24 protein-coding genes and 1 pseudogene are annotated in these 26,336 nt (G+C 61.8%); 3 read left to right on the top strand and 22 right to left on the bottom strand.

Features of this window, described 5'->3' with window-relative positions:
- Positions 1-131 precede the first annotated feature (131 nt).
- Positions 132-995 carry a methyl-accepting chemotaxis protein gene (locus tag P5705_RS26460; protein WP_431196956.1) on the bottom strand — a complete coding sequence of 288 codons (864 nt, stop codon included), beginning with the start codon at positions 993-995 and terminating at the stop codon, positions 132-134.
- Positions 990-1,757: pseudogene (locus P5705_RS26455) on the bottom strand (MCP four helix bundle domain-containing protein); the annotation flags it as partial. The gene P5705_RS26460 and the pseudogene P5705_RS26455, both read right to left, overlap by 6 nt.
- Before the next feature lie 262 nt (positions 1,758-2,019).
- Here P5705_RS26455 and P5705_RS17485 point away from each other — a divergent pair.
- On the top strand, positions 2,020-2,883 hold the full coding sequence (locus P5705_RS17485; RefSeq protein WP_277462122.1) for a pirin family protein: 864 nt from the start codon (positions 2,020-2,022) through the stop codon (positions 2,881-2,883).
- Between the two features lie 77 nt (positions 2,884-2,960).
- On the opposite strand, the gene P5705_RS17480 is transcribed toward P5705_RS17485, so the two are convergent.
- The 4 genes from P5705_RS17480 to P5705_RS17465 all read right to left on the bottom strand — a co-directional run bounded on the left by P5705_RS17480 (position 2,961) and on the right by P5705_RS17465 (position 6,753).
- Positions 2,961-3,686, bottom strand: a complete 726-nt coding sequence (locus tag P5705_RS17480; RefSeq protein WP_277462121.1) for a dienelactone hydrolase family protein — start codon at positions 3,684-3,686, stop codon at positions 2,961-2,963.
- A gap of 134 nt (positions 3,687-3,820) precedes the next feature.
- A complete protein-coding gene (htpG, locus tag P5705_RS17475) occupies positions 3,821-5,728 on the bottom strand; it encodes a molecular chaperone HtpG (protein ID WP_277462120.1) in 1,908 nt (635 codons plus the stop codon).
- Positions 5,729-5,821: 93 nt separating this feature from the next.
- Entirely contained in the window at positions 5,822-6,280 is a 459-nt protein-coding gene (locus P5705_RS17470) for a PaaI family thioesterase (RefSeq protein WP_277462119.1), read from the bottom strand.
- Positions 6,277-6,753: a PaaI family thioesterase gene (locus P5705_RS17465; RefSeq protein WP_213657595.1), complete on the bottom strand. Its 477-nt coding sequence runs from the start codon at positions 6,751-6,753 to the stop codon at positions 6,277-6,279. Before P5705_RS17465 ends, P5705_RS17470 begins: the two co-directional genes overlap by 4 nt.
- 136 nt (positions 6,754-6,889) lie before the next feature.
- On the opposite strand from P5705_RS17465, the gene P5705_RS17460 reads away from it, so the two are divergent.
- Entirely contained in the window at positions 6,890-7,156 is a 267-nt protein-coding gene (locus P5705_RS17460) for a hypothetical protein (protein ID WP_011534745.1), read from the top strand.
- 67 nt (positions 7,157-7,223) lie between these two features.
- On the opposite strand, the gene P5705_RS17455 is transcribed toward P5705_RS17460, so the two are convergent.
- From P5705_RS17455 to sdhC, 11 genes are all read right to left on the bottom strand, one after another.
- Positions 7,224-7,973, bottom strand: a complete 750-nt coding sequence (locus P5705_RS17455) for a DUF599 domain-containing protein (protein ID WP_011534746.1) — start codon at positions 7,971-7,973, stop codon at positions 7,224-7,226.
- A gap of 195 nt (positions 7,974-8,168) precedes the next feature.
- Positions 8,169-9,482: a branched-chain amino acid transport system II carrier protein gene (gene brnQ / locus P5705_RS17450; protein WP_277462116.1), complete on the bottom strand. Its 1,314-nt coding sequence runs from the start codon at positions 9,480-9,482 to the stop codon at positions 8,169-8,171.
- 461 nt (positions 9,483-9,943) lie between these two features.
- Positions 9,944-10,828 (bottom strand): succinate--CoA ligase subunit alpha, encoded by an 885-nt coding sequence (gene sucD, locus P5705_RS17445; RefSeq protein ID WP_004376004.1) that lies wholly within the window; start codon positions 10,826-10,828, stop codon positions 9,944-9,946.
- Positions 10,828-11,994 carry an ADP-forming succinate--CoA ligase subunit beta gene (gene sucC, locus P5705_RS17440; RefSeq protein ID WP_011534748.1) on the bottom strand — a complete coding sequence of 389 codons (1,167 nt, stop codon included), beginning with the start codon at positions 11,992-11,994 and terminating at the stop codon, positions 10,828-10,830. The genes sucD and sucC overlap by 1 nt, the downstream gene beginning before the upstream one ends.
- A 172-nt stretch (positions 11,995-12,166) precedes the next feature.
- Positions 12,167-13,603, bottom strand: coding sequence for a dihydrolipoyl dehydrogenase (gene lpdA, locus P5705_RS17435; RefSeq protein WP_240065199.1), 1,437 nt, complete (start codon positions 13,601-13,603; stop codon positions 12,167-12,169).
- A 93-nt stretch (positions 13,604-13,696) separates the two neighbouring features.
- The gene (odhB, locus tag P5705_RS17430; RefSeq protein WP_277462111.1) at positions 13,697-14,899 is read right to left on the bottom strand and encodes a 2-oxoglutarate dehydrogenase complex dihydrolipoyllysine-residue succinyltransferase; all 1,203 of its coding nucleotides are present in this window, start codon (positions 14,897-14,899) and stop codon (positions 13,697-13,699) included.
- 42 nt (positions 14,900-14,941) lie between these two features.
- Positions 14,942-17,773, bottom strand: coding sequence for a 2-oxoglutarate dehydrogenase E1 component (locus P5705_RS17425; RefSeq protein ID WP_277462110.1), 2,832 nt, complete (start codon positions 17,771-17,773; stop codon positions 14,942-14,944).
- A gap of 243 nt (positions 17,774-18,016) precedes the next feature.
- A complete protein-coding gene (locus tag P5705_RS17420) occupies positions 18,017-18,721 on the bottom strand; it encodes a succinate dehydrogenase iron-sulfur subunit (RefSeq protein WP_012315348.1) in 705 nt (234 codons plus the stop codon).
- An 11-nt stretch (positions 18,722-18,732) separates the two neighbouring features.
- On the bottom strand, positions 18,733-20,505 hold the full coding sequence (gene sdhA, locus P5705_RS17415) for a succinate dehydrogenase flavoprotein subunit (RefSeq protein ID WP_277462109.1): 1,773 nt from the start codon (positions 20,503-20,505) through the stop codon (positions 18,733-18,735).
- Positions 20,506-20,508: 3 nt separating this feature from the next.
- Positions 20,509-20,877, bottom strand: a complete 369-nt coding sequence (sdhD, locus tag P5705_RS17410; protein WP_277462108.1) for a succinate dehydrogenase, hydrophobic membrane anchor protein — start codon at positions 20,875-20,877, stop codon at positions 20,509-20,511.
- Positions 20,871-21,257, bottom strand: coding sequence for a succinate dehydrogenase, cytochrome b556 subunit (sdhC, locus tag P5705_RS17405; RefSeq protein WP_011534755.1), 387 nt, complete (start codon positions 21,255-21,257; stop codon positions 20,871-20,873). Before sdhC ends, sdhD begins: the two co-directional genes overlap by 7 nt.
- A gap of 352 nt (positions 21,258-21,609) precedes the next feature.
- Between sdhC and gltA the strand changes: the two genes are divergently transcribed.
- Entirely contained in the window at positions 21,610-22,899 is a 1,290-nt protein-coding gene (gene gltA, locus P5705_RS17400; RefSeq protein WP_011534756.1) for a citrate synthase, read from the top strand.
- 159 nt (positions 22,900-23,058) lie between these two features.
- On the opposite strand, the gene P5705_RS17395 is transcribed toward gltA, so the two are convergent.
- From P5705_RS17395 to P5705_RS17375, 5 genes are all read right to left on the bottom strand, one after another.
- A complete protein-coding gene (locus P5705_RS17395) occupies positions 23,059-23,664 on the bottom strand; it encodes an START domain-containing protein (RefSeq protein WP_431196955.1) in 606 nt (201 codons plus the stop codon).
- A 33-nt stretch (positions 23,665-23,697) separates the two neighbouring features.
- Positions 23,698-23,952 carry a YkgJ family cysteine cluster protein gene (locus P5705_RS17390; protein WP_277462106.1) on the bottom strand — a complete coding sequence of 85 codons (255 nt, stop codon included), beginning with the start codon at positions 23,950-23,952 and terminating at the stop codon, positions 23,698-23,700.
- A gap of 107 nt (positions 23,953-24,059) precedes the next feature.
- Positions 24,060-24,509, bottom strand: coding sequence for a hypothetical protein (locus tag P5705_RS17385; protein ID WP_277462105.1), 450 nt, complete (start codon positions 24,507-24,509; stop codon positions 24,060-24,062).
- A 61-nt stretch (positions 24,510-24,570) separates the two neighbouring features.
- Positions 24,571-26,013, bottom strand: coding sequence for a PLP-dependent aminotransferase family protein (locus P5705_RS17380; protein WP_213657603.1), 1,443 nt, complete (start codon positions 26,011-26,013; stop codon positions 24,571-24,573).
- 105 nt (positions 26,014-26,118) lie between these two features.
- Positions 26,119-26,336, bottom strand: a 218-nt coding sequence (locus tag P5705_RS17375; RefSeq protein ID WP_277462101.1) for a hypothetical protein, incomplete at its 5' end; no start/stop codon positions are given.

The following is a 26,336-nucleotide window of genomic DNA, read 5'->3' as shown; positions in this document are numbered from 1 at the left end:
GCCGGGGCTTTTTGTTTCTACGCCCCCCTTGTAGGAGCCGGCGTTGCCGACGAACCAGGCACCACAATGCATGGCACCGACTACGTCGGTGTTCGCCGGCAAAGCCGGCTCCTACAGGGAGCGTGTCGTCTTCAGACCGAAAACCGCTGCACCAGGGTGTTGAGGTCCACCGCCAGCCGCGACAGCGCCTGGCTGGCCGCCGAGGTCTCCTCGGCCCCCGCCGACGACTGGTGCGCCAGGTCGCGGATGGTGGTCAGGTTACGGTCCACCTCCCGCGCCACTTGGGCCTGCTGCTCCGACGCGCTGGCGATCACCAGGTTGCGCTCGTTGATCTGGCCAATGGCGCCAGCGATTGCCTCCAGCGCCGCTCCCGCCGCATGGGCGCCATCAAGCGTGGAGCGGGCCTGGGCATCGCTCTGCTGCATGCCCTGCACCGCACGCTCGGCGCCACCACGAATGGCGACAATCATCTGTTCTATTTCATGGGTGGACGTCTGCGTGCGATGAGCCAGCGCTCGCACTTCGTCGGCGACCACGGCGAACCCGCGCCCGGCCTCACCGGCCCGGGCCGCCTCGATGGCTGCGTTGAGCGCCAACAGGTTGGTCTGTTCGGCGATCGAACCGATCACATCCAGCACCTTGCTGATGTCGTGCACCTGCTGGGCCAGCCGACCAACTTCCTCGGCATTGCCCGCCACGCCACTGGCCAGCGCCTCGATGGCGATCACTGTGGCCTGCACCTGCTGACGCCCCTCCCGGGCGATGCGATCGGACGCCTGGGACGCCTCTGACGTCGCCACGGCATTGCTGGCCACCTCCTCCACCGCGGCGGTCATCTGGTTGACGGCCGTCGCCGCCTGCTCGATCTCGTGGCTCTGCTGCTGCAAGCCACGCGTGGCGTCCTCGGTCACCGCGCTGAGCTCCTCGGACGCCGAGGCCAGCTGGCTGGCCGAATCGGAAATCTGCCCGATGGTGCTACGCAGGCTTTGCTGCATGCTCTTGAGCGCTGCCAGCAGACGCGCGGGCTCGTCATCGCCCTGCACGACGATCTGTGGCGTCAGGTCACCCGTGGCCACTGTCTCGGCCACTTGCAGCGACTGCCCCAGCGGGCGCACGATGCTGCGGGTCAGGGCCAGCGCCAACACCACCGTGAGGGTCAGGGCGATCACCAACAGCACCCCGACCCAGACCTTCGCGCCGTTGTACACCGCCTCGGCAAGGTCGGTGGCGGTGTTGGCATGGTGGTTGTTCAGCTCTATCAGCTCGTTGAGCGCCGCAGTCATCTGGTCGGCGATCTGGTTGATCTCGCCATTGACCAGTGTGGCCGCCGCGTCGATGCGACCTTCGCTGGCCAACTGCACCACCTGGCCCTGCAGGGTCATGTATTGGCGCTCCAGCCCCTGGTAGCGGTCGAACAGCGCACGCTCCTCAGGCAGCACGATCAACGCATCGTAGTGCTGCTGGGCCTGGACCAGGCCAGTCTTGATCTCGTCGATGCGGGCACGGTTCTGCTGTTGCGCGACCGGGTCGGTGTTGACCAGCAGCCTCAGGGTGAGGGCGCGGATGCGCAGCATGTCCTGGGTCATCCGGCCCACCGAGATCACGCTGGGCAGCCAGTTGTCATCCACCTGCTCGGACTGCTGGCGCATGCTGGTCATCTGCTGCAGCGCGAAACCGCCCAGCGCCACCACCAACAAGGCCATCAGACCAAAGCCCAGGCCCGCGCGGGGGGCGATGTTCAAGCGTCTAAGGCTCATTCCAGGCTCCTTCCCGAAGTGTGTAGATCCGTTGCTTATAGAAGGTATCGGGCCGCCGTGAATTTGCGTAAGACAAAAACGCGATATCAAAGAGCCATATCACGTGTATTCGCACTATTTTGCGACTTTTTGCAGCACGACATGGAAGTTGCCCTGCAGTTTCCACATGCAAGACGCCCACCCACGAAGACAATCCCGAAGGTTCAGCAGCAGTCCGTGAACCGTTATGCTTGGTCTATCCTCCCGCCGCCCGGAGTTTCCCATGAGCAGCCCCCTGGTCATCCGCCCACGCGCCGAATCGGTCGAGGGCCAGCCGATCCTGCGCCCACTGCCCTCGGCCCAATGCCGCAGCGTCGGCCCATTCGTGTTCTTCGACCATATGCTCCAGACCGAGTACGCCCCCGGCAGCGGCATGGATATCCGCCAGCATCCGCACATCGGCCTGTCGACCCTCACCTACCTGTTCGAGGGTGAAATCCAGCACAAGGACAGCCTGGGTTCGAACCAGCGCGTGCTGCCGGGCGAAGTCAGCTGGATGACCGCGGGCGCCGGGGTGGCCCATGTCGAGCGCACGCCCGCCGAAGTGTTGCGCAAGGGCTCGCGATTGCATGGCCTGCAGGTCTGGCTGGCCTCGCCCCGCGACGCGGAGCAGGGGCCGGCCAGTTACAGCCACCACCCTGAGACCAGCCTGCCGACCAGCGACAACCTGGGCGTGCGCATCCGCATGATCGCCGGCAATGGCTTCTGCCTGGAATCACCGGTGCCAGTGCTCTCCCCTACCCTTTATGCCCACGTGCGCATGCAGGCGGCTACTACCCTGGTTGTGCCGACCGAGCACGCGCAACGCGCGCTGTACCTGCTTGAAGGCGTATTGATGCTTGAAGATCAGGAAGTCGAGCCTTGTAGCCTGGTCGTGCTGCCTGAGGGCGAAGAAGTGGCCTTGTTTGCCGAGGAAGAATGCCAGCTGGTGCTGATTGGTGGCGCCGCACTGGATGGGCCACGGCGGATGAACTGGAATTTCGTCGCCAGTGATCCGGCACTGATCGAGCAGGCGCGGGCACGCTGGGCGGCAGGGGATTGGCCGACGGTGCCTGGCGAGTACGAACGGATCGAATTGCCGCGCTAGCACCGTGGTTCGCCGGCAAGCCGGCTCCTACAGGTTTTTGCGCACCTACCGTAGGAGACGGCTTGCCGGCGAAGAGACTAGCCTTGGAACACTTCCCTGAGCAGGTTGTGCATCGAGCGGAACGCCCGCTCAGATGTGCGCCGGTCGTACTGCATCTTGCCCGGCACGTTGGCGCTCGGGTCAGTGAACGAATGCACCGCCCCGCCATAGCTGAGCAACTGCCAGTCGACCTTGGCGGCATTCATCTCGTCTTCAAAAGCTGGCAACTGCGCCTTCGGCACCAGCGGGTCGGACGCACCATGCAGCACCAGGACAGAGCCCTTGATACGCTTGGCGTCTTCTGGGTTCGGGGTGTCCAGCGTGCCATGGAACGACACTGCCGCCTTGAGATCAGCACCAGTACGTGCCAACTCAAGCGCGCAGCAGCCGCCAAAACAGAAGCCGAAGGTTGCCACCTTGCCCGGTGCCAACAGCGCCTTCGACTGGCCCACCAGTTGGGCCAGCGCTTCCTGCATGCGCTTGCGCAGTTCGCCGCGATCGTTCTTCAGCGGCATCATCGCCGCGCCTGCCTCGTCGGCATTGGAGGGGCGTACCGACTGCCCATAGAGGTCGGCGATCAGCACCACATAGCCTTGCTCGGCCACCTCCTTGGCGATACGTTCGGCGCCCTCGCCAATACCCATCCAGTTCGGCGCCATCACCAGGCCCGGTTGTGGCAGCGCGCCTGGGGTGTGGACCAGGCGACTTTCATAGGCCTTACCGGACAGGTGATAAACCAGCGACTCGACGATGACCTTGCTCATTCAACACTCCTTGGCTTGCACGGTTGTGCGAATTCTAGACCGTATTGCCCTTTTCGCGTGGCAAGCCCGCCTTTGCAGGCCGACTGTGCGCAGAAATGAAAAAGCCCGCCGAAGCGGGCTTTGTTTGCATCAACTCAAGCAGACAGCTCGACCAACAGCTTGTTCAGGCGACGAACGTAGGCTGCCGGGTCCTTCAGGCTGTCACCGGCCGCCAGCGCCGCCTGGTCGAACAGGATGTGCGAAAGCTCGGTGAAGCGGTCTTCGCTCTGCTCGCCATCGAGTTTCTCGATCAGCGGGTGGGTCGGGTTGAACTCGAAGATCGGCTTCGAATCCGGCACCTTCTGCCCGCTGGCCTCGAGGATCTGGCGCATCTGCAGGCCCAGGTCCTGCTCGCCGATGGCCAGGATCGCCGGGGAGTCGGTCAGGCGGTGCGACACGCGAACTTCAGCAACGCTGTCACCCAGCGCGCCCTTCAGGCGCTCGACCAGGCCTTCTTTGTCCTTGGCGACTTCTTCCTGGGCTTTCTTGTCTTCCTCGGAATCCAGCTTGCCCAGATCGAGGTCGCCACGGGCGACGTCGACGAACGCCTTGCCGTCGAACTCATTGAGGTAGCTCATCAGCCACTCGTCGATGCGGTCGGTCAGCAGCAGCACTTCGATGCCTTTCTTGCGGAAGACTTCCAGGTGCGGGCTGTTCTTGACCTGGGCATGGGATTCGCCGGTCAGGAAGTAGATCTTGTCCTGCCCTTCCTTGGCGCGTGCCAGATAGTCGGCCAGGGCGACGCTCTGCTCGCCGCTGTCGTCCTGGGTGGAGGCGAAGCGCAGCAGGCCGGCGATCTTCTCCTTGTTGGCGAAGTCCTCGGCCGGGCCTTCTTTCATGACTTGGCCGAAGTTCTTCCAGAAGCCCTTGTACTCCTCGGGTTTGTCCTTCGCCAGCTTCTCCAGCATGTCCAGCACGCGCTTGGTCAGCGCATTCTTCATCGAGTCGATGATCGGATCTTTCTGCAGGATCTCGCGGGAGACGTTCAACGACAGGTCGTTGGAGTCGACCACGCCCTTGATGAAGCGCAGGTACAACGGCAGGAACGATTCGGCCTGATCCATGATGAACACACGTTGCACGTACAGCTTCAGGCCACGTGGCGCTTCACGCTGGTACAGGTCGAACGGCGCACGGGCCGGCACATACAGCAACGAGCTGTACTCGAGCTTGCCCTCGACCTTGTTGTGGCTCCAGGACAGCGGGTTCTCGAAGTCATGGCCGATGTGCTTGTAGAACTCCTGGTACTCCTCGTCCTTCACGTCGGTGCGCGGACGGGTCCACAGGGCGCTGGCGCGGTTGACGGTTTCCCACTCCTGCGCCGGCTGCTCCTCGCCTTCGGCGGCCGCAGGTTGTTCCTTCGGCAGTTCGATCGGCAGGGCGATGTGGTCGGAGTACTTCTTGACGATGTTGCGCAGGCGCCAGCCATCGGCGAACTCGTCCTCGCCCTTCTTCAGGTGCAGGACGATGCGGGTGCCACGCGCTGGCTTGTCGACGGTGGCAACTTCGAACTCGCCCTCGCCTTGCGACGACCAGTGCACGCCTTCGGCAGCCGGCAGCCCGGCGCGGCGGCTGAACACATCGACCTTGTCGGCGACGATGAACGCGGAGTAGAAGCCCACACCGAACTGACCGATCAGGTGCGAATCCTTCTTCTGGTCACCGGTGAGGTTCTTCATGAAGTCGGCGGTGCCGGACTTGGCGATGGTGCCCAGGTGCGCGATGACGTCTTCGCGGCTCATGCCGATGCCGTTGTCTTCAAGCGTGACGGTATTGGCGGCCTTGTCGAAGCTCACACGGATCTTCAGCTCGGCGTCGCCCTCGAGCAGCTCGGGCTTGGCCAGGGCCTCGAAGCGCAGCTTGTCGGCGGCGTCGGAGGCATTGGAGATCAGCTCGCGCAGGAAGATCTCCTTGTTCGAATACAGGGAATGGATCATGAGGTGCAGCAGTTGCTTCACCTCGGTCTGGAAGCCCAGGGTTTCTTTTTGAGTCTCCACACTCATGGTCTTCAAACTCCAATCTGTTGGTTGGTGACGCCCGGCGGACAAAAGGCCTGCTTTCAATGGCGGATGACCAGCAGATGGGGGCATGGCCGACTATTTCAAGGGCTTTTCAGGTTCTATCTTGAAATGCGCGCGCGCCGTGGCGATGGGCGCCTCGCGATCCCCCTGCCAGGCGGTGATGGCGACATTGGTCACGCGCCGGCCCTGGCGCCACAGTTGGCACTTGGCATAGGTGTCGCGAAAGTGCCCGGCCCGCAGGTAGTCGATGGAGAAATCGATGATCTTGGGAATGCTCGCGCTTTCGCTGTAGATCAACAGGTACAGCGCCGCGGACAGCTCCATGAAACCGGCGATCACGCCGCCATGAATGGCCGGTAGCAACGGGTTGCCGATATTGTCCGGGTTGGCCGGCAGGCGGAACAACAGGTCGTCGCCCTGACGCTCGCACTCGATGCCGATCAACCCGGCATAGGGAATCAGCGCCAGCAAGGGCTGGTAGTCACCGCGCGCGTGGGCGGCGTTCAACTGCTGACGGACGTCTGCGGGAATCATTCGCGCGGCTCCTTGAGGCTGTTGCCGAACCGAATACCGCCCTTTACCTCGGCCCCCAGGCGCATGAAGGTACCCACCACCTGGCAGATAGGCTGATCAGGATCGTCCTGATAGGCACTGCCCCGGGTGAAGATCACATCGCGGGTGACCCGGTAGCACTGGGCATGGCCATAGATGTCCTTGCCCGCTTCGGCCGGGTGCATGTAGTCGATGCGCAGGTCCAGGGTCGGGCACACCTCGAAACGCGGCAACGCGCACAAGGTGGCCATGCCGCAGGTGGTGTCCATCAGGGTGGTCAAGGCGCCCCCATGCACGGCCCCCGTCTGCGGGTTGCCGACAATGGCCGGCGACCAGGGCAGCACCAGGGTCATGCCCTGCGCGTCGGCATGGTGCACGCGCATCTGCAGTAACTGGCAATGTTTCAAGGCTGAGAGAAAACGCTCGGCCATTGCCGTCAATGGAGTCTCGTTCATTGTCCACCGCTGCATAAATTCAGTAAAAAGTCTATATAGGTCGGGCAGTTATATATCTGTAACCTTTGTGGAACTTATTCACCCGGGGTGAGCTCGAAGGTACAAGTAAAGTTATTCCACCCAGGAGATACACCCCATGCGTAAACCTTTTGCTTTTGCTCTGATGCTGGCCGCTGCCATGGGCCTGGCTGCTTGCGACAAGGCGAGCGAAGACAAAGCCCAGGACGCACAGCAACACGCCGAGCAAGCCCAGGAAAAAATGGGCGAAGCTCAGGATAAGATGAACGAAGCCGCCAAGGAAAACGCCGAAGCCGCCAAAGATCAGGCCGAAGCGCAGCAGAAAGCCGCCGAGGAAGCCGCTCCGGCCGCGCCAACTGCCCCTGCCGAGCCAGCCAAGCAGTAATCGGCCCCATAAAAAAACCCGACGCGCGTCGGGTTTTTTTATGCCTGTTACTTTTGATTGAAACGTTTCAGTTGGTCGCCCCCGAAGTGTCCCTGGGCAACTCGGTGGGGACATTTTCCGTTGGCGTGAACACCATGACTTCCAGCACACGGGAATGGAACTCGCGGCGATAAAGGATAAACACCACGGCCACGCTCATGACCATGAACAACCAGGGGCTGATGAACCAGCACAACATGACCATGCCGAAGTAATAGGAACGCAGCCCAAGGTTGAACTGGTTGGCCGCCAGCGACAGCACCCCCGCCGCTCGCGAGGCAAATGCCCTGCGCTCCTGCTCGCTGACCTGACGCTCGCCGATCATCGGCGCCGACCCTACCAGCACCGCGGCGAAGTTGTATTGGCGCATGCACCAGCTGAAGGTGAAGAAGGCATAGACGAACACCATTGCCAGGCATAGCAGCTTGATCTCCGACATGCCCTGTGAGGCCTGCTGCACCAACGGCAGGTCGGCCAGCAGCGACAAGGCGCGATCGGACGCACCCAGTACAGTGAGAATGCCGGCCAGGATGATCAGCGTGCTGGACGCGAAGAACGAAGCATTGCGCTCGAGGTTGCCGATCACGCTGGCATCGGCGATGCGGTTGTCGCGCAACAGCATGCGGCGCATCCAGTCCTCGCGATACAGGTGCAGCACGCTGGCCAGGCAGGCCGTGTCGCGGCCCTTCCAGATGGCGTAGCGGGTGTAGCCGCCCCAGCAGATGGCGAACCACAACGCAGCCAGCAGGTTGCCCAGGTTGTTTTGGATGAAGGTCATGCAAGCATCCCGTAGAAAGAGAAACAGACCGGCTTTCGACGCCTGGTAGCGGTAAAAGACACGCCATCGAGTAAAAATCGCGAGGCACAGGCAACAAAAAACCCCGTTCCTTTACGGAAGCGGGGTTTCGATATCCACCGTTGGTGGGCGCCCTTCGGCTTGTGGCCAGCGCCCTACCCTTCAGGTTTCAATCCATCAGGCCAGCGCTTCGCGTGGCTTGCCCAGCATGCGGTCGCAGACCACGGCAGCAGCAAGGGTGACCACCGAAGGCACCAGCCAGGCCATGCCTTCGTTGCTGAATGGCAGGTGGGCCAAGGCATCAGGCAGCACATGGGCAAAGCTGCTGCCCTTGATCGCGTCGACAACGCCGAATACCAGCGACACCAGCATGACCGGCGCCAGGATGCGGGTTGGCGAATTCCACAGGTCCTTCACGAAGCTCAGGCCTACCACCACGATGCAAGGCGGGTAGATCGCCGTCAGCACGGGAATCGAGAACATGATCAGCTTGGTCAGGCCCAGGTTGGAGATCAGCAGCGAGAAGCCTGCGAGGATCACCACCAGGGTGCGGTACGACAGCGGCAGGATCTGGCTGAAGTATTCGGCGCAGGCGCAGGTCAGGCCAACAGCGGTCACCAGGCAAGCCAGCGCGATCAGCACGGCCAGGAAGCCGCTGCCCAGGGAACCGAAGGTGTGCTGCACATAGGCATGCAAGACCATCGCGCCGTTGGTGGCGTCGGCTGCGATGTCATGGCTGCCCGCCCCGAGACGGAACAGGCTGACATAAACCAGGACCAGCCCCACGCCTGCAATCAGGCCCGCGATAATGGCATAGCGGGTGATCAGCTTCGGTGACTCGACCCCACGCGAACGAATGGCGTTGACGATGACGATACCGAAGACCAGGGCCCCCAGCGTGTCCATGGTCAGGTAACCATCGGAGAAACCTTTGGAGAACGCAGCGGCGGCATAGGCAGGCTGAGCCTCGCCAATCGTGCCGGCCGGCAGTGCGAACGCCGCGATACCCAGCACAGCCAGGGCGATGATCTTCAATGGCGCGAGGAAACGGCCCACGGTGTCGAGCAGCTTGCCCGGGTACATGGACACGGCCAGTACCACGGCGAAGTACACGACGCTGTAGATGAGCAGCGCCACGGGGCTCTCACCGGTCAGCGGCGCCACGCCCACTTCGAACGAGACGGTCGCGGTGCGCGGAGTGGCGAACAGCGGGCCGACCGAGAGGTAGCACACGGCCGCCAGCAGGCCACCGAAGAACTTGCCGATCGGGCTGCTCAGGGCATCCATGCCGCCACCGACCTTGGCCAGGGCGACTACGGTGATGACCGGCAGGCCCACGGCGGTGACCAGGAAACCAAGCGCAGCCATCCACACGTGCGGACCTGACTGCAGGCCGACGATGGGCGGGAAGATGATGTTGCCGGCGCCTACGAAAAGCGCAAACGTCATAAAGCCAAGCGCCAGGATATCCTGGCCTTTTAACACTTTCATTTAAGGAAATACCACACTGCTGAAATCGGGAGTCGGAGGGGATTTCCCACAGGATTAAGGGAAATGCTGCCCGGCTTGGTGAGCCAGACCCGTTTAGCGTGTCGTTCCCTTTTGGGGTACGGGCACAGAGTGAACGCGTAGCCTACCTGTTTTGCCCGACAAACGCACTGGCACAGTGCTGCTTGTCCGATGTGCGTATGTGTTTGTCGTCTTGTTGAATGTGTCTGGCGACAATTTATTGCGTATTTGAGTGATTGTCTGGTTGAAAACACTGATTGAAGTGATCGAATTTTCCGTAGGAGCCGGCCCTGCCGGCGAACACCGGCTAAGCCGGTGCCTCCCTGCGCGTCGCCTATGTTCGCCGGCAAGGCCGGCTCCTACACCAGACCGTGCACAGCCACGGAAACGACAAAGGCCACCCGAAGGTGGCCTTTGTGCGCGTGGGGGGTACTACGTGTTGCTTACTTCTTGACTTCCCAGCCAGTCAGCTCGGCCAGGGCCTTGCCGATGTCAGCCAGGGAACGCACGGTCTTCACACCAGCGTCCTGCAGAGCAGCGAACTTCTCGTCCGCAGTGCCCTTGCCACCGGAGATGATGGCGCCAGCGTGGCCCATGCGCTTGCCCGCAGGTGCGGTAACACCGGCGATGTAAGAGACGACAGGCTTGGTCACGTTGGCCTTGATGTAGGCCGCGGCCTCTTCTTCAGCGGAACCGCCGATCTCACCGATCATGACGATCGCTTCGGTCTTCGGGTCTTCCTGGAACAGCTTCAGGATATCGATGAAGTTGGAGCCCGGGATCGGGTCACCGCCAATGCCGACGCAGGTCGACTGGCCGAAGCCGGCGTCGGTGGTCTGCTTGACAGCTTCGTAGGTCAGGGTGCCGGAACGCGAAACGATACCGACCTTGCCTGGCAGGTGGATGTGGCCTGGCATGATGCCGATCTTGCACTCGCCCGGCGTGATCACGCCTGGGCAGTTAGGGCCGATGAGCGTTACGCCCAGCTCGTCGCACTTGACCTTGGCGTCCAGCATGTCGAGGGTAGGGATACCCTCGGTGATGCAGACGATCAGCTTGATGCCACCGAAGGCGGCTTCCAGGATCGAGTCCTTGCAGAAAGGAGCCGGTACGTAGATGACCGACGCGTCAGCGCCGGTGGCTTCCACGGCTTCTTTCACGGTGTTGAACACCGGCAGGCCCAGGTGGGTGGTGCCACCCTTGCCTGGGGTGACGCCGCCGACCATCTTGGTGCCGTAGGCGATGGCTTGTTCGGAGTGGAAAGTACCCTGCGAGCCGGTGAAGCCCTGGCAGATGACTTTGGTGTCTTTATTGATCAGGACGCTCATTACTTGCCCTCCGCAGCTTTGACAACTTGTTGAGCAGCGTCGGTCAGGCTGGTTGCCGCAATGATGTTCAAACCGCTTTCTGCCAGTACTTTAGCGCCCAGTTCGGCGTTGTTGCCTTCGAGGCGAACGACGACCGGTACTTTGACGCCGACTTCTTTCACTGCACCGATGATGCCTTCGGCAATCATGTCGCAGCGAACGATGCCGCCGAAGATGTTGACCAGAACGGCCGCGACATTGCTGTCGGACAGAATGATCTTGAACGCTTCGGTAACGCGCTCTTTGGTAGCGCCGCCGCCCACGTCGAGGAAGTTGGCTGGCTTGCCGCCGTGCAGGTTGACGATGTCCATGGTACCCATGGCCAGGCCGGCACCGTTTACCATGCAGCCGATGTTGCCTTCCAGCGCCACGTAGTTCAGTTCGAACTTGGCAGCGTGGGCTTCACGAGCGTCGTCCTGCGACGGGTCGTGGAAGGTCTTCAGCTTCGGTTGACGGTACATGGCGTTGGCGTCGATGTTGATCTTGGCATCGAGGCAGTGCAGGTCGCCGTCAGCCTTGATCACCAGCGGGTTCACTTCCAGCAGGGCCAGGTCGTGATCCTTGAACAGCTTGGCCAGGCCTACGAAGATCTTGGCGAACTGTTGGACTTGCTTGCCTTCCAGGCCCAGCTGGAACGCCAGTTCACGACCCTGGAACGGCTGAGCGCCGACCAGCGGATCGATGGTGGCCTTGAGGATCTTCTCAGGCGTTTCGTGAGCGACTTTCTCGATGTCCACGCCACCTTCGGTGGAAGCCATGAACACGATACGGCGGCTCGAACGATCGACTACAGCGCCCAGGTACAGCTCTTTGGCGATGTCAGTGCAGGATTCGACCAGAATCTTGGAGACGGGTTGACCGTTGGCATCGGTCTGGTAGGTGACCAGATTCTTGCCCAACCACTGTGCAGCGAACGCCTTGGCGTCTTCCTTGCTGCGAACCAGCTTTACGCCGCCCGCTTTACCGCGACCACCAGCGTGGACCTGGGCTTTGACGACCCACTCCGAACCGCCGATCTTGTCGCAGGCTTCTGCCGCTTGCTCAGGGGTATCGACTGCGAAACCCTTGGAAACTGGCAGGCCGTATTCAGCGAACAGCTGCTTACCCTGATACTCGTGAAGATTCATGCTTTTTACCGTCTTCGTTAGGTACTGCGCTTCGGCGCTGCGCCATTACTGGCGCCGCACCACCTGTGACCGTTGACCCCGGGTTTTCCCGTGTGATCCGGTCCGGCGGACGTTCCGCGGTGAGTCTTGCACGCAAGACCCACGACGGGCAGACCGCCGTGGTTTCTTATAATTAACGCTTCTTACGGTTGGCGACGTGAATGGCACCGCCATTCACCGCCAGCGCTGCTTCATGCAGCGCTTCGGACAGGGTCGGATGGCTGAAGACCATCATGCCCAGGTCCTCGGCACTGGTGCCGAATTCCATTGCGATCGCGCCCTGCTGCACCAGTTCAGCGGCCGATGGGCCGATCACATGCACGCCCAGTACGCGGTCGGTCTTCGCGTCGGCGATGACCTTGACGAAACCACCGGTATCGTTGGCTGCCATCGCACGGCCGCTGGCCGCGAACGGGAAGGTGCCCACGTTAACCTCAACGCCTTCGGCTTTCAACGCCTGTTCGGTCTTGCCGACCCACGCGATTTCCGGGTGGGTGTAGATGACCGACGGGATCAGGTCGTAGTTCATCTGGGCTTTGTGGCCCTTGATGCGCTCGACGACCATGATGCCCTCTTCCGAGGCCTTGTGCGCCAGCATCATGCCGCGCACCACGTCACCGATGGCGAACACGCCCGGTACGCTGGTGGCGCAGTGATCGTCGACGAAGATGTAGCCACGCTCGTCGATGGTCACGCCGCTGTCGGCGGCCAGCAGGTCGGTGGTCACCGGACGACGGCCGACCGCGACGATCAGCTTGTCGAAGGTGATCTTCTGCTCGCCTTCGGCGTTGGTGTAGGTGACTTCGACTTCGTTGCCGTTGACTTTCGAGCCGGTGACGCGAGCGCCCAGCTTGATGTCCAGGCCTTGCTTGGTCAGGGTCTTCTGGGCTTCTTTCGACACGGCGGTGTCGGCAGCCATCAGGAAGGTGTCCAGGGCTTCCAGGACAGTGACTTCGGCACCCAGGCGAGCCCAGACCGAACCCAGCTCCAGGCCGATCACGCCGGCACCGATGACGCCCAGGCGCTTCGGAACCGATTGGAATTCCAGGGCACCGGTGGAGTCGACGATGACGTTCTGGTCGACCGGAGCTGGTGGAATGTCGATCGGACGCGAGCCGGAGGCCAGGATCACGTTCTCGGCTTCGATGATTTCAGTCGTGCCGTCAGCCTTGGTGACTTCGACTTTCTTGCCGGCCAGCAGCTTGCCGTGGCCCTGGATCGAAGTGACACCGTTGGCCTTGAACAGGGTGGCGACGCCACCGGTCAGGTTCTTGACGATGCCAGCCTTGCGGCCAACCATCGCGGCAACGTCCATCTTCACTTCGCCAGTGGAGATACCGTGCACATTGAAGCTCTCTTTGGCTTCCTTGTACTTCCAGGAACTGTCCAGCAGAGCCTTGGAAGGAATGCAACCCACGTTCAGGCAGGTACCGCCCAGGGCCAGCTTGCCCTCGGCGTCGGTGTATTTCTCGATGCAGGCGGTGCTGAAGCCGAGTTGTGCGGCCTTGATCGCGGCCACATAGCCGCCAGGACCTGCACCAATCACTACCACGTCGAATTTCTGGGTCATAAACGATTCCTTTTTAGCTTCAAGCTACGAGCGGCAAGCCGCCAGGCGCACGTGCTTCGGGAGAAGCGCGGCGCCCGCGGCTTGCGCTGCGATTTAGATGTCCAGCAGCAGGCGAGACGGATCTTCCAGCAGGTTCTTGATGGTCACCAGGAAGGTTACCGCTTCCTTGCCGTCGATCAGGCGGTGGTCGTAGGACAGCGCCAGGTACATCATCGGGCGGATCACCACTTGGCCGTTGATGGCCATCGGGCGCTGGATGATGTTGTGCATGCCCAGGATCGCGGCCTGCGGCGGGTTGACGATCGGGGTCGACATCATCGAGCCGAAGGTACCACCGTTGGTGATGGTGAAGGTACCGCCAGTCATCTCTTCGATGGCCAGCTTGCCGTCACGGGCCTTCTTGCCGAAGGTGGCGATGCCGTTCTCGATCTCGGCCAGCGACATCGACTCGGCGTTGCGCAGGACTGGAACCACCAGGCCGCGGTCGCTGGAAACAGCGACGCCAACGTCAGCGAAACCGTGGTAGACGATGTCGTTGCCGTCGATCGAGGCGTTGACTGCCGGGAAGCGCTTCAGCGCTTCGGTGGCCGCCTTGACGAAGAACGACATGAAGCCCAGGCGCACGCCGTTGTGGGTCTTCTCGAACAGGTCCTTGTACTTCGAACGCAGGGCCATGACTTCGGTCATGTCGACTTCGTTGAAGGTGGTCAGCATGGCCATGTTCGACTGTGCTTCGACCAGACGCTCGGCGATCTTGGCGCGCAGGCGGGTCATCGGTACGCGCTTCTCGGTGCGGTCGCCAGCGGCAACGACAACCGGGGCAGCGGCGGCTGCGGCAGGCTTGGCGGCCGGAGCAGGTGCCGACTTCTTGTTGGCGACTGCAGCAACGACGTCTTCCTTGGTGATGCGACCGCCCTTGCCGGTGCCAGCAACGGTAGCCAGGTCGATACCGTTCTCTTCAGCCAGCTTGCGCGCGGCTGGAGCGGCGACCGGGTCGTCTTCGCCAGCGTCGGCGGCAACGGCAGCCGGAGCGGCAGCGGCCGGAGCGGCGGCAGCGCCACCTTCAACGATCGAACCCAGGACTTCGTCGGACAGGACGGTGTCGCCCTCGCCCTTGACGATGGCGCCCAGCACGCCGTCGGCGGTGGCCAGGACTTCCAGGACGACCTTGTCGGTCTCGATGTCGACGATCAGCTCGTCACGCTTGACGGCGTCGCCCGGCTGCTTGTGCCAGGTGGCAACGGTGCCATCGGCAACCGATTCCGGGAAGGTTGGGGCTTTGATCTCGATAGCCATTATCTGTGTTTCCTTAAATTCGGTTTCAGGTGCGCGAAGGCGTTAGACAGTGAACGCGTCTTGCAGCAGTTTTTCCTGCTGTTCGGCGTGCTTCGATGCGTAACCACAGGCTGGCGCGGCGGAAGCGTCGCGTCCGGCGTATTCCAGGACCAGCGCCTTGTTGTGGCGGCCCAGGATACGGCGCATGTGGTGCTGGCTGCTGTACCAGGCGCCCTGGTTCATCGGCTCTTCCTGACACCAGACCGCATGCTTGAGGTTGGTGTAAGGCGCGAGGATTTCGACCAGGTCGTCCTCTGGGAACGGATACAGCTGCTCGATACGCACGATGGCGATGTCTTCGCGGCCTTCGGCACGGCGTTTTTCCAGCAGGTCGTAGTAGACCTTGCCGCTGGCCAGCACCAGACGCTCGACCTTGGCCGGATCGAGGGTGTCAATTTCCGGGATCACGGTCTGGAACGAGCCTTCGGCCAGGTCTTCCAAGGTCGAGATGGCCAGCTTGTGGCGCAGCAGCGACTTCGGTGTGAGCACGACCAGCGGCTTGCGCAGCGGGCGGATCACCTGGCGACGCAGCAGGTGGTAGATCTGTGCCGGCGTGGTCGGTACGCAAACCTGGATGTTGTGCTCGGCGCACAGCTGCAGGTAACGCTCCAGACGCGCGGAGGAGTGCTCCGGGCCCTGCCCTTCATAACCGTGCGGCAGCAGCATGGTCAGGCCGCACAGGCGACCCCACTTGTGCTCGCCACTGGTGATGAACTGGTCGATCACCACTTGCGCACCGTTGGCGAAGTCGCCGAACTGGGCTTCCCAGATCACCAACGCGTTCGGCGTGGTGGTCGAGTAACCGTATTCGAAGGCCAGTACCGCTTCCTCGGACAGGAACGAATCGTACAGGTCGAAACGTGGCTGGCCCGGGAACAGGTTCTGCAGCGGGATGTAGGTGCTGGCGTCCTTCTGGTTGTGCAGCACCGCGTGACGGTGCGAGAAGGTGCCGCGGCCGATGTCCTGGCCGGTCATGCGGATCGGGTGACCTTCGAACTGCAGAGTGGCGTAGGCCATGGTCTCCGCGTAACCCCAGTTGATCGGCAAGCCACCGGCCTGCATCTTCTGGCGGTCTTCGTAGATCTTCGCCACCTGGCGCTGGACGACGAAGCCTTCCGGCAGTTCCAGCAGCTTGGCCGACAGGTCCTGAAGGGTCTTGAGGTCGAAGCGGGTGTCGTGGCGCGCGGTCCAGGCATGGCCCAGGTATGGACGCCAGTCGACGAACAGCTCGCGGTTGGGTTCCTTGACCAGGCTCTTCACTACGTGCAGGCCGTTGTCCAGCGCGTTGCGGTACTCGTCGATCTTGGCCTGGGCGCGCTCGGCATCGATGCGGCCGGCCTGGATCAGCGCGTCGGCGTACAGCTCACGGGTGGTGCGCTGCTTGCTGATCTGCTGATACATCAGCGGCTGGGTGCCGTTGGGTTCGTCGGCCTCGTTGTGGCCGCGACGACGGTAGCAGACCAGGTCGATGACCACGTCGCGCTTGAACTGCATGCGGTAGTCGACGGCCAGCTGGGTGACGAACAGCACCGCTTCAGGATCGTCGCCGTTCACGTGCAGGATCGGCGCCTGGATCATCTTGGCAACGTCGGTGGCGTACTCGGTGGAGCGCGAGTCCAGCGGGTTGCTGATGGTGAAACCGACCTGGTTGTTGATCACGATGTGCACGGTGCCGCCGGTCTTGAAACCGCGGGTCTGCGACATCTGGAAGGTTTCCATGACCACGCCCTGGCCGGCGAACGCAGCGTCACCGTGGATCGAGATCGGCAGGACCTTGTCACCCACGGTGTCGTTGCGGCGGTCCTGACGGGCGCGAACCGAGCCTTCCACCACTGGCGAGACGATTTCCAGGTGGGAGGGGTTGAACGCCATGGCCAGGTGAACTTCGCCACCGGGGGTCATCACGTTGGAGGAGAAGCCCTGGTGATACTTCACGTCACCGGAGCCCAGCTCGTTCATCTTCTTGCCTTCGAACTCGTCGAACAGCTCGCGCGGGTTCTTGCCGAAGGTGTTGACGAGCACGTTCAGGCGGCCACGGTGGGCCATGCCAATCACGACTTCCTTGGTGCCGTAGCTGCCGGAGCGCTGGATCATTTCGTCCAGCATCGGGATCAGGCTTTCGCCACCTTCAAGACCAAAGCGCTTGGTGCCTGGGTACTTGGTGCCCAGGTACTTCTCCAGGCCCTCACCGGCGGTGACACGCTCGAGCAGATGGGTCTGCACGTCGGCGGAGAATTCCGGACGGCCACGCACGCTTTCCAGACGCTGCTGGAACCAGCTGCGCTGCTCGGAATCGACGATGTGGGTGAACTCGGCGCCAATGGTGCGACAATATGTCTTCTGCAGCGCCTCGAAGATTTCGCGTAGGCTCGCTTCCTCTTTGCCGATGAACAGGTCGCCGGCACGGAAGGTCGTATCAAGGTCGGCATTGGTCAAGCCGTAGTGATTGATCGACAGGTCTACGGGCGCAGGACGCTGCCACAACCCCAACGGGTCGAGCTTGGCAGCCTGATGGCCGCGCATACGATAGGCCTGGATCAGTCGCAGCACTTCAACCTGCTTCTTCTCGTGTTCACTGCTCACGCTCCCGGCGGAAACCGGTTGGGCGCGGCGCTGGTTCTTTGCCAGCAGTACGAAATGGTCGCGGATCGTCGAGTGCGATACATCGGTAGCGGTGCTGCCGTCAGCGGGCAACTTCTGGAAGTAAGTGCGCCACTCTTCTGGCACAGCGTTAGGGTCGTGCAGGTAGAGCTCATAAAGCTCTTCCACATATGCAGCGTTACCACCTGAAAGGTGGGCGCTATCCCACATGCGCTGCATCACGCTTTCTTGCATGCTTGGTCACCCTCGGTTAGGGGACTGATCGGCGAGAGCCACAGCAAACCTGGAAAAGTCCGAACACAGCGACTGAACCACGCCACCTGGATCCTGCTGATTTTCCGGGTACCAGCCCGGAAGCCCCTGCTGGTCTCATATCTTCATAGGTAATGAGCGCGGGCTTTGTGGGCCCTTGCTCGGGTTTACCTCAGTGCGGGCACAGCGCCCACACCGAGGTTTACTGCAGGTACAACGTTTGAATCAGGTGCCGCTTTGCAGCAGCATGTTACGTACGTGGCCGATTGCCTTGGTCGGGTTCAGCCCCTTCGGGCAGACGTTCACGCAGTTCATGATCCCGCGGCAGCGGAATACGCTGAACGGGTCATCCAGGGACGCCAGGCGCTCCTGGGTCTTGGTGTCACGGCTGTCGGCCAGGAAACGATAGGCCTGCAGCAGGGCGGCGGGGCCCAGGAACTTGTCCGGGTTCCACCAGAACGATGGGCAGGAGGTCGAGCAGCAGGCGCACAGGATGCACTCGTACAGACCGTCCAGCTTGTCGCGATCTTCCGGCGACTGCAGACGCTCGATGGCCGGGGCCGGGGTGTCGTTCTGCAGGAACGGCTTCACCTTCTCGTACTGCTTGTAGAAGATGCTCATATCGACGACCAGGTCACGAATGACCGGCAGGCCCGGCAGCGGGCGCAGCACCAGCTTGTTGCCCTTGACCACGCCCGACAGCGGGGTGATGCAGGCCAGGCCGTTCTTGCCGTTCATGTTCATGCCATCGGAACCGCAAACGCCTTCACGGCAGGAGCGACGGTACGAGAAGCCCTCGTCCTTCTCCTTGATCAGCGCCAGCACGTCCAGCACCATCAGGTCCTTGCCGCCGGTATCGACGTCGAACGACTCCATCTTGGGCGCCGAGTCGGTGTCCGGGTTGTAACGATAAACTTCGACTTTCAACATAGCGGCCACCCTTAGTAAGTCCGGACTTTTGGTTCGAAGGCAGGAACTGTCTTCGGCGCAAAGTTGACGCCACGCTTGGCGACGCGCTTCTCACCCGGGTAGTACAGGGTGTGGCACAGCCAGTTCTCGTCGTCACGGTCTTCGAAGTCTTCACGGGCGTGCGCGCCGCGGGACTCTTTACGGGCTTCGGCCGCAATGGCGGTAGCTTCGGCGACTTCCAGCAGGTTCTGCAGCTCCAGCGCTTCGATACGCGCGGTATTGAAGGCCTGGGACTTGTCGTTGATCTTGACGTTGGCGATGCGGTCACGCAGGCCGGCCAACTGCTCGATACCCTTCTGCATGTATTCGCCGGTACGGAATACACCGAAGTAGTTCTGCATGCAGCTCTGCAGCTCGCGCTTCAGGCTGGCAACGTCTTCGCCGGTGGTGCGCTCGTTGAGCTTGTTCAGGCGGTTCAGGGCAACCTCGACGTCGGTGTCGCTGGCATCGCGGTACTCGACGCCATCGCTCAGCGCCTTTTCCAGGTGCAGGCCGGCGGCGCGACCGAAGACCACCAGGTCGAGCAGCGAGTTGCCGCCCAGGCGGTTGGCACCGTGAACCGATACACACGCCACTTCACCCACGGCGAACAGACCCGGAATGATGTGATCCTTGCCTTCGGCGTCCATGGTGATGGCCTGGCCATGAATGTTGGTGGCAACGCCGCCCATCATGTAGTGGCAGGTTGGAACGACCGGAACCGGCGCGACCACAGGGTCGACGTGGGCGAAGGTCTTGGACAGCTCGCAGATACCTGGCAGGCGGCTGTGCAGCACTTCCTCGCCGAGGTGGTCCAGTTTCAGCAGCACGTGGTCCTTGTTCGGGCCCACGCCGTTGCCGGCGATGATTTCCTTGACCATGGAACGGGCAACCACGTCGCGGCCGGCCAGGTCTTTGGCGTTTGGAGCGTAACGCTCCATGAAGCGCTCGCCGTGGGCGTTGATCAGGTAGCCACCCTCACCGCGGCAACCCTCGGTGACCAGTACACCGGCGCCGGCGATGCCGGTCGGGTGGAACTGCCACATCTCGATGTCCTGCACCGGCACGCCGGCACGCAGGGCCATGCCGATACCGTCGCCGGTATTGATCAGGGCGTTGGTGGTGGAGGCGTAGATACGGCCGGCACCGCCAGTGGCCAGTACGGTGGCCTTCGATTTGATGTACATGGTTTCGCCGGTTTCGATGCAGATCGCGATCACACCGACGAAAGCGCCGTCCTGGTTCTTCACCAGGTCAACGGCGTAGTACTCGTTGAGGAAGGTGGTGCCTGCCTTCAGGTTGCCCTGGTACAGGGTGTGCAGCAGCGCGTGACCGGTACGGTCGGAGGCTGCGCAGGTACGGGCGGCCTGGCCACCTTTACCGAAGTCCTTGGACTGGCCACCGAACGGACGCTGGTAGATACGGCCAGTTTCGGTACGCGAGAACGGCAGGCCCATGTGGTCCAGCTCGAAGACCGCGGCCGGGCCTTCCTGACACATGTATTCGATCGCGTCCTGGTCACCGATGTAGTCGGAGCCCTTGACGGTATCGTACATGTGCCAGCGCCAGTCGTCGTTCGGGTCGGCCGAAGCGATGGCGCAGGTGATGCCGCCCTGGGCGGAAACGGTGTGCGAACGGGTCGGGAACACCTTGGTGACTACGGCGGTCTTGTGGCCGCCTTGAGCCAGTTGCAGCGCTGCGCGCATGCCTGCCCCGCCGCCACCGATGATGATGGCGTCGAAGGAAATCGTTGGAATGTTAGCCATGAATCAGATACCCCAGAGAATCTGCACACCCCAGACGAAGTAAGCGAACATCGCTACGCCGCATACCGCCTGGAACAGGAAACGAATCGCAGTCGCCGACTTGCCGAACGCCATCGGCGTCAGGTAGTCGGTGGCAATGGTCCACATGCCGACCCAGGCGTGGGCGCCCAGGGCAACGAGGGCCAGCAGACTGAAGATACGCATCGCGTTGTTGGAGAACAGACCGTGCCACTGGGCATAGTCGATGCCCGGGTGCGCGGCGAGGTAGCCGATCAGGAAAATGAAGTAAGCCGCGAGAACGACCGCCGAGACGCGCTGCGCCATCCAGTCGTAGAGGCCCGAACGCGAGAGGTTCGTGACGTTAGTTACCATACCCAAACTCCTGCCAGAACGATCAGCACCACGGAGATGACGATCACGATTTTCGAGCCCAGCTTGCCGCCTTCCAGCGTCTCACCGATGCCCATGTCCATGATCAGGTGGCGCACACCTGCCACGAGGTGATACAGCAGGCCGGACAGCAGGCCCCAGGTCACCAGTTTGGCCAGCGGACTGGTCAGACACGCCTTCACCTCGGCAAAGCCTTCCTCGCTACCCAGCGACTTGCCCAATGCGTACAGCATGATGGCAAGGCCGAGGAACAGGATGACGCCGGAGATACGGTGAAGAATGGACGTGTACGCGGTGATCGGGAGTTTGATGGTCCTTAGGTCTAGGTTTACAGGTCGTTGGCTTTTCACGGCTTTTTTCACACTGAAGAGCCCCTAGCTAACAGGGCAAAGTTGTTGGTAAGTGTACTGGTCAGGTACCCACCACCCAGGAGAGCGACGACACCCAGCAGGACGGGCTTGAAAGCCCCTGGGAGTCGGCTGCCGAGTATAGACAGTTAGGCTGCTCATGACAACGTGAGGGACTCGCCCGAATAGCGCATTGCCTTTAATGAACAAAAGGCGTAAACGGGCGGGAATTTCGCGAAAAACCAGGCTCCAGAGGGCGTTTCAACCAGCCTTTAGGCAAATTGACATTCGAATTTATCCCTCTATAGTGGTGCGGGCCCTGCGTGGGGGGTCTGTCTGATGATTTCAAGCATTAATAGGAGGCCACATGGCTGACAAAAAAGCGCAGTTGGTCATCGAGGGCAATGCCCCCGTCGAGCTGCCCATTTTAACCGGCACCGTTGGTCCCGATGTTATCGACGTCCGCGGGTTGGGGGCATCCGGCCACTTCACCTTCGACCCCGGCTTCATGGCGACCGCCTCGTGCGAGTCGAAGATCACCTACATCGACGGTGACAAGGGCATCCTGCTGCATCGCGGCTACCCCATCGAGCAACTGGCCGAACAATCGGACTACCTCGAAACCTGCTACCTGCTGCTGAACGGCGAACTTCCCAACGCCGAACAGAAAGCCCAGTTCGTCAGCACCGTGAAGAACCACACCATGGTTCACGAGCAGCTGAAGTCCTTCTTCAACGGCTTCCGCCGCGACGCCCACCCGATGGCGGTGATGTGCGGCGTGGTCGGCGCCCTGTCGGCGTTCTATCACGACTCGCTGGACATCAATAACGCGCAGCACCGCGAAATCTCCGCCGTGCGCCTGGTCGCGAAAATGCCGACCCTGGCGGCGATGGTCTACAAGTACTCCATGGGCCAGCCCATGATGTACCCGCGCAACGACCTGTCGTACGCGGAAAACTTCCTGCACATGATGTTCAACACCCCGTGCGAGATCAAACCGATCAGCCCGGTGCTGGCCAAGGCGATGGACCGGATCTTCATCCTCCACGCCGACCACGAGCAGAACGCCTCCACCTCCACCGTGCGCCTGGCCGGCTCCTCGGGTGCCAACCCGTTCGCCTGTATCGCCGCCGGCATCGCCGCACTGTGGGGCCCGGCCCACGGCGGTGCGAACGAAGCCGTACTGACCATGCTCGATGAAATTGGCGATGTCTCGAACATCGACAAGTACATCGCCAAGGCCAAGGACAAGAACGACCCGTTCAAGCTCATGGGCTTCGGTCACCGCGTGTACAAGAACCGCGACCCGCGCGCCACCGTGATGAAGAAGACCTGCGACGAAGTCCTGGGCGAGCTGGGCATCAAGAACGACCCGCAGCTCGAACTGGCCATGCGCCTGGAAGAGATCGCCCTCACCGATCCGTACTTCATCGAGCGTTCGCTTTATCCGAACGTCGACTTCTACTCGGGTATCATTCTGAAAGCCATCGGCATTCCGACCAGCATGTTCACCGTGATCTTCGCCCTGGCGCGTACCGTGGGCTGGATCTCGCACTGGAAAGAGATGCTCTCCGGCCCGTACAAGATCGGCCGCCCACGCCAGCTGTACACCGGTTACGAGCAGCGCGACATCGTCGAGCTGAAGGACCGCAAGTAAGCGCCCGTCGCTGAAACGAAAAAGCCCCGGCAGAGATGCCGGGGCTTTTTCGTTACATCCTGTAGGAGCCGGCCTTGCCGGCGAACCAGGCGACGCGGTGAATGCCACCGGCCATGCCGGTGTTCGCCGGCAAGGCCGGCTCCTACGGGCTTGGGACTATCACGGCCTCTCGGCTTTGGCGCGCAGCCCCTTGAGGGTATTAAACGGCGCATCCACCACGAACTTGTTGGCCACCATCGCCGGCACGCTGCCACCCGGCTCGGTGTGCACCTGGTAGATCACCTCGGTGCTGTCACCCTTGGGCACCAGTTTCCAGAAGCCCTGCACCTGAGCCACCCGCACGAAACCATCTGTCTCGGGCAGGTACTTTGGCTGCTCCTCGAGCTTGCGCGTCAGGCTGCCATCAGCCTCCTGGACCGTGGTCACGTGGAGGATCGAATCCCGCGGCGTCACCGGCCACGGCGTGTTGAACTGGGTGTAGGTCCAGCTCTGGTCACCCTCCTGCTTGAGCAGCTTCTGCGACTTGCACTCGTGAATCCAGGCACAGGCCCCCACCACATCTTCCTGCAGCGCCCTGACCTTGGCCAGCGGCGCCTTGATCACGGTCACGCCTTGGTAGGCCTTGTACTGCGAGCCCGGCACTTCGCTCAGCGATACCTTGATGCCCTCCTCGTCCTTGGCCACCTTCCAGTTCTCGGCCCAGGCCGTCGGCGCCAGCAGGACACCCATGCCACACAGCAGTGCGATACGCTTGATCGATCTCATCATCTTTTTCCTTGTTGTCGAAGATCCAACCTGTCACGCCGCCGTCATCTGCTCCAGCCACCCGATGATGCGGATGGCGTCGTCACGATCATTGCCACAGATATCCACTTCCGCCTTGAAGCCACCACACACCTTGGGCCGCTCGGGCCTGCCGAACAGCTCGCAGAGGTTTTCGATATTCAGGTGCAGGCAGCGCTCGCCCGCCGGCTTGCCTTCTGGCATGCCGGGGATCGGCGAACTGATGGACGGGGCGATGCAGCAGGCACCACAGCCCTCGCGGCATTTCATGACAACAGGACTCCCAGGAGCAAAACGGGACGAACGTCCCTGGATACTAACCGCTCAAACATACGTTTGAAATTGCCGAACGGATGAATTCACCCGTGACCCGGCAGTCAGTTGCGAAATTCGAAATCGATTGCGGCGCCTTCCACGTCATGGCGCGCATCGTTGCGAAGCTGCAATTGCATTTCGTTGCTGATCAACCGGCCATTGAGCTGGAACGGGCTGTCGTCGGACTCGGGCTTGGGCTTGGTCGGAAACATGGACGGCAGCAACGCCTTGCGCGGCGGCGGCACATCACCGACATCCGGCTTGAGATGCCGGACCATGTCGGCCGGCAGGCTCAGGTCCAGCTTGGGTGCGGCCAGAGGCTTGGCGACAGCCTTGCTGACTGGCTTCGCCTTGGGCTTGGGCCTGGGCTTCGCAGCAGGCTTCGCCGGCTTGGCGGCCTTGCCTGTTGCAGCCTGCGCCTTGGCCGCAGGCTCCGCAGCCTGGGCCATGCCCACTGACAACCAGGGCACTGCACAGCACAGGATGAGGGCAAATGGTCGAAGCGCTTTCATAGGTACCGGGAACAGGCTGGAAAAGCGCGTATGCTCCCTGTTCCACACGCGTCTGACAAGCCTACAAAAGTGAGGCCGTCGATTCCCTGCACAATTGACTGGCCAGCAGCCCCAGCGCAACCACCGCGCGCTCGGCCTCTTTGTTCCACGGGAAGCCGCAATTGAGACGAATACAATGGTTGAACTGCTCGGTATTGCTGAAGATCAGGCCCGGCGCAATGCTGATGCCCTGCTCCAGCGCTCGAACATGCAGCTCTTGCGTATTGACCCGTCCAGGCAGGCTCACCCAGAGAATGAAACCACCTGTTGGTCGAGTCATCTGCGTACCTTCCGGGAAGTGCTGCTGCACAGCCAACTGGTAGGCACTCAGGTTCTTGCGGTACTCCTGGCGAATGAAACGCAGGTGGCGATCATAGCCACCGTTCTCCAGATACGCCGCCACGCCCATCTGGGTCACGCTGCAGGCCGAATGCGTAGTGAAGGTCTGCAAGCGCTGAATTTCATCCTGGTATCGCCCGGCAATCATCCAGCCAACCCGCACACCCGGTGAAAGGGTCTTGGAAAAACTCGAACAGTAGATCACCCGGTCCAGGCGATCGAACGCCTTGAGCGCCTTGGTGCGGCCTTGCTCGAACATCAGCTCGCCGTAGATATCGTCTTCGACGATCTGGATGTCGAAGTCCGAGGCCAGGCGCAGCAGTTGCTTCTGACGTTCCTCTGGAATGGTGCCACCCAGCGGGTTGCTGAGGCGCGCGGTCAGGACCAATGCCTTGATCGACCATTGGTTGGCCGCCAGCTGCAACGCTTCGAGGCTTATACCCGTGGAAGGGTCACTAGGGATCTCGATGACCTTCAATCCGAGCAGATCGGCAAGCTGCAACAGCCCATAGTAGGTCGGTGATTCCGCAGCGATCAGATCACCTGGTCGGGTCAGCACTCGCAACGACATCTGCAAGGCATCGACACAACCGTGGGTAACCACGACTTCACGCGGATCGACCAACACACCAGCGTCGCGCATGCGGATAGCAATTTGCCGGCGCAGCGGCTCAAAACCCGGGCTGAACATGTAGCTGAAAGCACGCGGGCTATGGAACCGCGTGACTTTGGCCAATTGCTGGTGCAAGGCGCGCACCGGCAGGTAGTCCACATGGGGAACCGCCGCACCGAAGGGGAACACGCCATCACGACGCGCCTCGACCAGAACCTGCTGGATGATGCTGGCGCGCGTGACCAGCCCCGGGCGCTCGACCCGGGCGATGTCCGGGGTCTGGGCAGTCAACGCCGGGGTCTGGTGCACGTAGTAGCCCGACTGCGGCCGCGCTCGGATAAGGCCCTGGTCCTCGAGGTTGGCATAGGCCTGCAGCACGGTGGCATGGCTGACATTGAGCTGCGCGCTCATCTTGCGCACCGAGGGCACGCGCTCGCCGGGCTGATAGACACCACGACGGATATCATCGGCCAGTTGCTGGGCAATGCGCTGGTACAGCAGCAGGTTGGTCATGGTGTGTTCTCGAAGCGCGGACGGGATCGTTGTTCTTGTACGACTCACTGCGGAGCCAGAATACCGTAACAGTTGAGAAGTGTACTGGGACAGATCGGAGAATAGTCAACAATACAGTTGCGTGACAGTGAAAAAGCGAGCGACTGCGTCGAAGCACCGACGAACGCGCAAAATGGCTTTGGCTTTGGCTTTGGCTTTGGCTTTGGCTTTGGCTTTGGCTTTGGCTTTGGCTTTGGCGATCAAGAGGTTAGCCACCCCGCCAGCTAGCGACAGCTGCGCTCGTCCAGGCGCCGCCCGTAACTTCGCGACTTCAGGAGGCTGAG

Origin of the sequence: Pseudomonas entomophila, from assembly GCF_029478665.1 — a bacterium.
Classification (GTDB): Bacteria; Pseudomonadota; Gammaproteobacteria; order Pseudomonadales; family Pseudomonadaceae; genus Aquipseudomonas; species Aquipseudomonas entomophila_F.
The sequence above is the reverse complement of the archived record's forward strand: the minus strand, read 5'-3'. Positions and strand labels throughout refer to the sequence as shown.